The following is a 7,985-nucleotide window of genomic DNA, read 5'->3' on the forward strand; positions in this document are numbered from 1 at the left end:
GCTTTTGGCTCTATTTGATTAATCCAAGGCGATACAGATGCAGAGCCAATCGGAAATTGCTTCGCTGTTTCTCGGATACTCAACCCTTCTTCTTCCATCGTAAATATCATTTTACGTCTAAAATCAATTGAATAGCTCATATAAATAACGTCATCAAAATTAAGTCGCTTAGCTATAGTAGTCTACCTGAAGATGTATTTAATGTATTATCGATAAATTATAACTCTATTGATTATCGCGGCAAAGGAAAACGACAAGATGCTTTTTTAATTTGGGTCGAAGCTTATAAACAATTAACAAAAAAAGAGCGTAAAAAAATTATAAAATTTATTTTACGGGAAGGATTGGAAAAGTTAATTGGTTATATCAATTGTTGTGAAGCGATATTGGTGGAAGAAGATAACTCTGGAAAAGGATGAGCTGTTCCAGAGAAGTTTTTATTACGAGGGACGTTGAACGGAAATGCAAGCCAAGCTGATTAGAGCATCTTTATAAGATGTATCAGGTAAGATATCGAGAGCTTTAATTGCTTTATCAGCTTCCTCTCTGGCTCGGCTGCGGGTATATTTAAGAGAGCCACAGCGTTTCATGGTAATTAATATGATACTGAGTAAATGGCGCTCATTACCTTTTTCTATTGAGTTACGAATAAGTGCAGATTCTTCTGCGCTGCCTTTTTTCATTGCATGAAGTAGAGGTAGTGTTAGTTTTCCTTCATCCAAATCATCGCCAATATTTTTGCCAATAGTGGTGCTATCCGCGTCATAATCCAGAAGATCATCAATCAGTTGGAAGGCAGTACCAAGATAACGGCCATAATCTCGTAAGGCTTGCTGTTGGATTTCATTGGCACCTGATACGATCGATGATGCGTGTGTCGCTGCTTCAAATAGGCGTGCAGTTTTACTATATATTATTTGCATATAGCTACTTTCGGTGATGTCTGGATTATTACAATTGATTAATTGTGAAACCTCACCTTCTGCGATGATATTTGTTGCATCAGACATCAACTTTAAAACAGGCATAGAATCAAGCTCTGTCATCATTTGAAATGATCGCGTATAAATGAAGTCTCCTACTAATACACTGGCAGCATTACCAAAAACAGCATTTGCTGTTTTTTTACCGCGCCGCAAGCTGGACTCATCAACAACATCATCATGTAGTAGTGTTGCGGTATGAATAAATTCAACCAATGCTGCTACATTAATGTGTTTTTCTCCTTGATATCCTAAAGCCCTTCCAACCAGGATAGCAATCATGGGCCGAATTTTTTTTCCACCACCACTAATAATATAGTGGCCCAGCTGATTAATGAGATGGACATCTGAATTTAATTGATTCAAGATTGCTTTATTAACCGCTTCCATGTCTTTTGCGGTTAGATTCATAATTGATTCTAAATTCATTTTATAAATTCTTTTATCAATTTGGTTTTACCTAAACATAATATTTAGTCAAGTGATTTCGTGCTGTTAATCTGCCGCTAATTGTACTGTAAAATTAATTACAAATGAACGGCTACGGAATAAAATACACTTCAGAAAGTAGATTTTTATTATTAGATTGAATTCTAGGCTTGTCTTCTGATGCTTTTTTGCGTAGAATTGGCGCCCTATTGTGAATATTTATAAAATGCACTCTGAAATCAAATATGCTAAGGGAGTGTGTAAAGCGGAGTTTATATGTACGCGGTTTTCCAAAGTGGTGGTAAACAACACCGAGTCAGTGAAGACCAAACAGTTCGCCTAGAAAAGTTAGACATTGCGACAGGTGAAATTGTTGAGTTCGATCAAGTATCGATGATTGCCGACGGTAATGATATTAAAGTCGGTGCTCCTGTCCTTGAAGGCATCAAAGTTAAAGCTGAAGTTATTGCGCATGGTCGCGGTGAGAAAATTAAAATTGTTAAATTTCGTCGCCGTAAACATAGCCGTAAACAACAGGGCCACCGTCAGTGGTTTACTGATGTTAAGATCACTGGTATTGCTTAAGAATTAGGAGAGCAGATTAATGGCACATAAAAAGGCTGGCAGCTCAACGCGTAACGGTCGCGATTCCGAAGCAAAACGCCTAGGTGTAAAACGTTTTGGTGGTGAATCTGTGTTGGCAGGTAGCATTATTGTTCGTCAGCGTGGTACGAAATTCCATGCTGGTAGTAATGTTGGTTGTGGTCGCGATCATACCCTATTTGCATTGGCTGACGGAAAAGTTAAATTTAAAATTAAAGGACCAAAAAATCGTAAATATATCAGTATCGAAGCTGAATAAGTTTTTTGATCTTTAAATAGCGTTTAAAAAAGCCCTGTATTTTTACGGGGCTTTTTATATTACCTTATGTGATACCATCTCTGGGTAAAACTACCGATCTAGCGTATAATGTCTAGTATGCGGAGAAAAGATAATGAAATTTGTTGATGAAGCCAAAATATTAGTTACAGCTGGCGATGGCGGCAATGGCTGCGTTAGCTTCCGCCGTGAAAAATATATCCCTAAGGGCGGGCCTGATGGTGGAGATGGTGGAGATGGTGGAGATGTTTATCTGTTGGCTGATGAAAATCTTAATACGTTGATCGATTATCGATTTAAAACAATCTTCCAGGCTGAGCGGGGACAGAATGGTCAAAGTCGTGATTGTACTAGCAAACGTGGTCAAGATAAGACCATTAAAGTCCCGGTTGGCACGCGAATACGTGATTTTTTAACCAGAGAAATCGTTGGTGATATGGTGCGTCACGGGCAACGTTTAATGGTTGCGAAAGGTGGATTTCATGGTTTAGGTAATACCCGATTTAAATCATCAGTCAACCGCGCTCCCCGTCAAAAAACGATGGGAACGAAAGGTGAAACAAGAGAATTGGTACTTGAATTGATGTTATTGGCTGATGTAGGAATGCTAGGTATGCCGAATGCCGGTAAATCGACTTTCATTCGCTCAGTCTCGGCGGCAAAACCCAAAGTTGCCGATTATCCATTTACTACTTTGGTGCCGAGTTTGGGCGTAGTACGCATGGATAATGAGAAAAGCTTTGTTATTGCTGATATCCCTGGCTTAATTGAGGGAGCGGCAAAAGGAGCAGGTCTTGGCATTCGTTTCTTAAAGCATTTGGAACGTTGCACGATACTTCTGCATCTTATTGATATTTTCCCTATTGATGGTTCTGATCCGGCTCAAAATGCCAAAATAATTGATGTGGAACTCGAAAAATATAGTGAGAAATTAGCACAAAAACCGCGGTGGTTAGTTTTTAACAAAGTTGATCTTTTGACCCCCGAAGAGGCTAATAACTGTATAAAAGCCATTGTTGAAGCATTAGGATGGCAAGATAAGTATTATCAGATTTCTGCGGTAAATCAGCTAGGTGTTAAAACACTTTGTTGGGATATTATGACGTTTATCCAAGCCCATCCTCAAAATATATCGGTAGATAGTTTAGGATCCGATAAAGCTGAATTTATGTGGGATGATTATCAGAAAGAACAACTACTTAATAATGAAACGGATCTGGATGATGACGATTGGAATGAAGAGGATGAACAGGGAATCGACTTCATTTATAAGCGTTAATTAATGCGAATTATTTTTTAGCTGGTATGGAGTAGATACCCGTTTTTCTATTAGTAATTACGATAAAGATCTTTATAGCTAAGCGACTTAATTTTGATTACACCATATTGAGTGCGAACAAAATATCTGTGTCGCATCCGAGCGCTCTTTTTTTGCATTTACCTTCTGCCTATTTATGTTCAATTGGATTAAGATCTGGCGAATAAGTAGGCAAATATTCCACCATATGCCCCCGCATCGATGATGACTTGTTGAATACTCTGTTTCTTGTGAAAAGTTGCATTATCCATCATGATTATACTGTTTTTAGGAAGTACTGGGATAAGGACTTGGGTGACCCATGCATAGAAAACATCGCTATTAATATTGATATAGCTAAGCGACTTAATTTTGATGACATTATTTATATGAGCTATTCAATTGATTTTAGAAGTAAAGTGATATTTACGATGGAAAAGAAGAAGGGTTGAGTATCCGAGAAACCGCGAAGCAATTTCGGATTGGCTCTGCATCTGTATCGCGTTGGATTAATCAAATAGAGCCAAAAGCATCGACTACGCGTCAGCGAAAAATCGATAAATCCGAGTTGATAAAAGATGTTGAACAATATCCAGATGCTTACCAAAAAGAGCGTGCACAGCGTTTTGGCGTTTGTCAGAAGGCCATTTGGCAAGCTCTTAAAAAATGGGATTGACCTATAAAAAAACTCTACGTCATCCGAAAGCCGACGAAAACACTCGACAAACGTTTCAACAAAAAACAACAGTATGACAAAGAAGGCAAGCATATTGTTTTTATTGATGAAAGTGGTTTTTCAAACGATACCCCGCGGACTCACGCCTATTCCCCGAAAGGTCAACGGTGTGTTGCTCTCAAGCACTGAGGAGCTAAAGGAAGAACAAATGTTATCGGCGCTTTATTGGGCACAACGCTGTTTGCTATCGGATTATTTGATATCAATATTAATAGCGATGTTTTCTATGCATGGGTGTCAACCAAGTCCTTATCCCAGTACTTCCTAAAAACAGTGTAATCATGATGGATAATGGAACTTTTCACAAGAAACAGAGGATTCAACAAGTCATCATCCATGCGGGGCATATGGTGGAATATTTGCCTACCTATTCGGTAGATCTTAATTCAATTGAACATAAATGGGTAGAAGCTAAATGCAAAAAAAGAGCGCTCGGATGCGACAAAGATATTTTGTTCCCACTCAATATGGTGTAATCAAAATTAAGTCGCTTAGCTATAACAAGCCGCTAGCAAACCCTTAATGAAATCAAATTGCAAACAGATAAAAATTTGATAATAAAAAACCCCGAGTCAAAAGTTAAACTTAGGGTTTTTATCGTGATAAGGATAACGATGTTACGATTTTAATACCTTACATCATACCACCCATACCACCCATACCAGCAGCACCACCTAGATCAGCTTTATCTTCTTTTGGTAAATTAGTTACCATAGCTTCAGTTGTGATCATAAGACCGGCGATTGAGCCAGCAAATTGTAAAGCCGAACGAGTAACCTTAGTTGGATCCAGAATACCCATGTCAAGCATGTCGCCATACTCTTCAGTTAAAGCGTTATAACCGTAGTTGCCTTTACCTTGTTTAACATTGTTAACAACTACAGCTGATTCTTCGCCCGCATTCTCAACAATTTGGCGCATAGGTGATTCCATCGCACGAAGGGCGATATCAATACCAACTTTTTGATCTTCGTTGTCACCTTTCAACTTATCTAATGCAGCTGCAACACGAACCAGAGCAACACCGCCGCCAGCAACAATACCTTCCTCCACGGCTGCACGAGTTGCATGCAACGCATCATTAACACGGGCACGTTTCTCTTTCATTTCAACTTCAGTCGCAGCACCTACTTTAATCACCGCAACACCCCCTGATAACTTGGCAATACGCTCTTGTAATTTTTCACGATCATAATCGGAGGTTGCTTCATCACGTTGTTGCTTAATTTGTTCGATACGGCTTTTAATCGTGCTTTTTTCACCGATACCATCAATAATAGTGGTGTTATCTTTGTTAATAAGGATACGTTTCGCTTGACCTAAATCTTCTAGCGTCGCTTTCTCCAACTCCATACCGATTTCTTCAGAGATAACAGCACCTTTGGTTAGAATAGCAATATCCTGCAACATAGCTTTACGGCGATCACCAAAACCAGGGGCTTTTACCGCAGCAACTTTTACAATACCACGTAAGTTGTTTACCACCAATGTCGCCAGGGCTTCACCTTCAACATCTTCAGCAATAATCAACAACGATTTGCCTGCTTTAGCGACAGCTTCCAATACAGGTAACAATTCACGAATATTAGAAACTTTTTTATCTACTAACAAGATATAGGCATTTTCTAATTCGACAGAGCCCGCATCTGGCTTATTAATAAAATAAGGAGACAAATAACCGCGATCAAATTGCATACCTTCAACAGTAGCTAGTTCGTCTTCTAAACCGGAACCTTCTTCAACGGTAATAACGCCTTCTTTGCCAACTGCTTTCATTGCTTTAGCAATTAATTCACCGACGGTTTTATCAGAGTTAGCCGAAATTGTACCGACTTGTTCAATCTCTTTATTATCAGCACACGGTTTAGATAATTTTTTCAATTCTTCAACTGCCGCAGAAACCGCTTTATCAATACCTCGTTTTAAATCCATTGGGTTCATTCCGGCAGCAACCGCTTTTAAACCTTCGCTAACAATCGATTGAGCGAGTACTGTTGCTGTGGTTGTGCCATCACCTGCTGCATCATTCGCCTTAGATGCAACTTCTTTTACCATCTGGGAACCCATATTTTCGAATTTATCTTTTAATTCGATTTCACGCGCAACAGACACACCATCTTTAGTAATTGAAGGTGCTCCGAAAGATTTATCCAGAATTACATTACGGCCTTTCGGACCTAAAGTAACTTTAACTGCATCAGCAAGAATACTCACTCCACGAAGCATTTTTGCACGAGCGTCAATCCCAAATTTTACGTCTTTAGCTGCCATTGTTTCTTTCCTTTAAATTCATTCATTTATTCATTCATTCTGAAGATATAAGCGAGAAATTATTTTTCAATAATTGCCAGAATATCGCTTTCTGACATAATCAATACTTCGTTGTTATCAATCTTTTCTGTCTTCACGCCATAGCCGTCGTTAAAAATAACAGTATCGCCAACTTTCACATCTAACGGTTTATTTTCACCATTTTCTAAAATGCGACCGTTACCAACAGCTAGGACTTTTCCTCGAGTTGACTTACCAGCAGCAGAGCCCGTCAAAACAATGCCTCCAGCAGATTTAGCTTCAACTTCTTGGCGCTTGATGATAACCCGATCATGCAATGGACGTATCTTCATTAATAGATCTCCTATAAATAAAATCCATATAAGGTAAATAAGGATGATACTAGTATGTCTTATTAAACCAGTACCCCGTTTGACGAAATGGGGTCAATTAAAATCAGTTCAAGGGGGTATACAAAAAATTTTTCATTTTAAAAACAAAATCGTTAGTATTATTTATCATCATGATCTTCTTTTTTAGAAAATTTGTCTTCATGTTTAATGCTGTTCGATGAAGAATCAGATTTTCTATCAAATTCGCCTTCATAGGTATGCCCTTTTGAAAAAAGGTTAAAATTATCGTTAGCTGCCCCGGCAGAATAAAAATGAATATGCGGCATAAGCTTCACGACTATCAGTTTTTGGATCGGAGAAAATAGTAGGAACAAACCTAAAAAATCTGTAAAAAAACCGGGTATGATTAACAGAATACCTGCAATCACTAAGGCCACATTCTTAATCATCTCCTCGGCCGGATTTTCACCGTCAGCTAATTTTTGACGTATTAACAATAAGTTCTTAATTCCCTGACTTTTTACTAAAGAAATTCCAAGGCATGAAGTTAAAACGATCAATATTAAAGTGGTTAATACACCTATGCTCTCAGCAACTCTAACAAAAATAACTGCTTCGATATAAATTAACACGCATAAAAGTATGAATGGAAACCAACGCATACAATTCTCCTAATCATACAATTCTCCTAATATAGCTAAGCGTCTTAATTTTTATTACAAAATATATGTTTTTATCCAATATAAATTTAATGATATAGAGTAATTACTTTTAATCATTTTAAAGTCGCCCAGCTATATTTGCTAATAAAACGCTAGCCTCTTGACTTAGCAAGATAAACTTTCTCAAAAAAATGAATATCAGAATATTTGCTTTATAAGCCGATAATACCTATATGATGCAGATCTATCATACATTTTTCAATGTATAAAAATTTTAATTTTTTTAATGGGTTATGTGAATGTGATCACACATATCATATTTAATCCACTAAGATGCATATATTATATAGCTAAGTGACTGAATTTTGATTATA

At 37.8% G+C, this 7,985-nt stretch carries 12 protein-coding genes; 6 read left to right on the forward strand and 6 right to left on the reverse strand.

All coding sequences use genetic code 11. The features are described 5' to 3' along the window. Together ARSQ2_RS14705 and ispB are read right to left on the reverse strand one after the other, a co-directional pair. Nucleotides 1-140, reverse strand: a 140-nt coding sequence (locus tag ARSQ2_RS14705; protein ID WP_202880376.1) for an IS630 transposase-related protein, incomplete at its 3' end; no start/stop codon positions are given. Nucleotides 141-440: 300 nt separating this feature from the next. Further along, entirely contained in the window at nt 441-1,412 is a 972-nt protein-coding gene (gene ispB / locus ARSQ2_RS04530; protein ID WP_181994513.1) for an octaprenyl diphosphate synthase, read from the reverse strand. Nucleotides 1,413-1,688: 276 nt separating this feature from the next. Here ispB and rplU point away from each other — a divergent pair, with 276 nt between their 5' ends. From rplU to cgtA, 3 genes are all read left to right on the forward strand, one after another. Then, nucleotides 1,689-1,997, forward strand: coding sequence for a 50S ribosomal protein L21 (gene rplU, locus ARSQ2_RS04535; protein ID WP_181994514.1), 309 nt, complete (start codon nt 1,689-1,691; stop codon nt 1,995-1,997). A 19-nt stretch (nt 1,998-2,016) separates the two neighbouring features. Beyond that, nucleotides 2,017-2,274, forward strand: coding sequence for a 50S ribosomal protein L27 (gene rpmA, locus ARSQ2_RS04540; protein WP_181994515.1), 258 nt, complete (start codon nt 2,017-2,019; stop codon nt 2,272-2,274). A gap of 133 nt (nt 2,275-2,407) precedes the next feature. Then, on the forward strand, nt 2,408-3,571 hold the full coding sequence (gene cgtA, locus ARSQ2_RS04545; RefSeq protein WP_181994516.1) for an Obg family GTPase CgtA: 1,164 nt from the start codon (nt 2,408-2,410) through the stop codon (nt 3,569-3,571). A 188-nt stretch (nt 3,572-3,759) separates the two neighbouring features. On the opposite strand, the gene ARSQ2_RS14130 is transcribed toward cgtA, so the two are convergent. Beyond that, nucleotides 3,760-3,894, reverse strand: coding sequence for a hypothetical protein (locus tag ARSQ2_RS14130; protein WP_338078240.1), 135 nt, complete (start codon nt 3,892-3,894; stop codon nt 3,760-3,762). Between the two features lie 143 nt (nt 3,895-4,037). On the opposite strand from ARSQ2_RS14130, the gene ARSQ2_RS04555 reads away from it, so the two are divergent. The 3 genes from ARSQ2_RS04555 (at nt 4,038) to ARSQ2_RS11905 (ending at nt 4,801) form a co-directional block, all read left to right on the forward strand. Then, nucleotides 4,038-4,265, forward strand: a complete 228-nt coding sequence (locus tag ARSQ2_RS04555; RefSeq protein ID WP_181994517.1) for an IS630 transposase-related protein — start codon at nt 4,038-4,040, stop codon at nt 4,263-4,265. Nucleotides 4,266-4,338: 73 nt separating this feature from the next. Continuing rightward, on the forward strand, nt 4,339-4,593 hold the full coding sequence (locus ARSQ2_RS11900) for a hypothetical protein (protein WP_202880377.1): 255 nt from the start codon (nt 4,339-4,341) through the stop codon (nt 4,591-4,593). Further along, nucleotides 4,556-4,801, forward strand: coding sequence for a transposase (locus ARSQ2_RS11905; RefSeq protein ID WP_202880378.1), 246 nt, complete (start codon nt 4,556-4,558; stop codon nt 4,799-4,801). The genes ARSQ2_RS11900 and ARSQ2_RS11905 overlap by 38 nt, the downstream gene beginning before the upstream one ends. A gap of 157 nt (nt 4,802-4,958) precedes the next feature. Here ARSQ2_RS11905 and groL read toward each other — a convergent pair whose 3' ends face one another. From groL to ARSQ2_RS04575, 3 genes are all read right to left on the reverse strand, one after another. Further along, a complete protein-coding gene (gene groL / locus ARSQ2_RS04565) occupies nt 4,959-6,596 on the reverse strand; it encodes a chaperonin GroEL (protein ID WP_181994518.1) in 1,638 nt (545 codons plus the stop codon). Nucleotides 6,597-6,655: 59 nt separating this feature from the next. Next, on the reverse strand, nt 6,656-6,949 hold the full coding sequence (locus ARSQ2_RS04570; RefSeq protein ID WP_181994519.1) for a co-chaperone GroES: 294 nt from the start codon (nt 6,947-6,949) through the stop codon (nt 6,656-6,658). 158 nt (nt 6,950-7,107) lie between these two features. Next, nucleotides 7,108-7,611, reverse strand: a complete 504-nt coding sequence (locus tag ARSQ2_RS04575) for an FxsA family protein (RefSeq protein ID WP_181994520.1) — start codon at nt 7,609-7,611, stop codon at nt 7,108-7,110. Nucleotides 7,612-7,985: the final 374 nt, after the last annotated feature.

Source organism: Arsenophonus endosymbiont of Bemisia tabaci Q2 (assembly GCF_902713415.1).
Lineage (GTDB): Bacteria > Pseudomonadota > Gammaproteobacteria > Enterobacterales > Enterobacteriaceae > Arsenophonus.

Bases quoted from the DNA above. Each gene is read 5' to 3' on its own strand.
- ispB (WP_181994513.1), bottom strand. From the start codon at position 1,412: ATGAATTTAGAATCAATTATGAATCTAACCGCAAAAGACATGGAAGCG.
- rplU (WP_181994514.1), top strand. From the start codon at position 1,689: ATGTACGCGGTTTTCCAAAGTGGTGGTAAACAACACCGAGTCAGTGAA.
- rpmA (WP_181994515.1), top strand. From the start codon at position 2,017: ATGGCACATAAAAAGGCTGGCAGCTCAACGCGTAACGGTCGCGATTCC.
- cgtA (WP_181994516.1), top strand. From the start codon at position 2,408: ATGAAATTTGTTGATGAAGCCAAAATATTAGTTACAGCTGGCGATGGC.
- ARSQ2_RS11900 (WP_202880377.1), top strand. From the start codon at position 4,339: ATGACAAAGAAGGCAAGCATATTGTTTTTATTGATGAAAGTGGTTTTT.
- ARSQ2_RS11905 (WP_202880378.1), top strand. From the start codon at position 4,556: ATGGGTGTCAACCAAGTCCTTATCCCAGTACTTCCTAAAAACAGTGTA.
- groL (WP_181994518.1), bottom strand. From the start codon at position 6,596: ATGGCAGCTAAAGACGTAAAATTTGGGATTGACGCTCGTGCAAAAATG.
- ARSQ2_RS04570 (WP_181994519.1), bottom strand. From the start codon at position 6,949: ATGAAGATACGTCCATTGCATGATCGGGTTATCATCAAGCGCCAAGAA.
- ARSQ2_RS04575 (WP_181994520.1), bottom strand. From the start codon at position 7,611: ATGCGTTGGTTTCCATTCATACTTTTATGCGTGTTAATTTATATCGAA.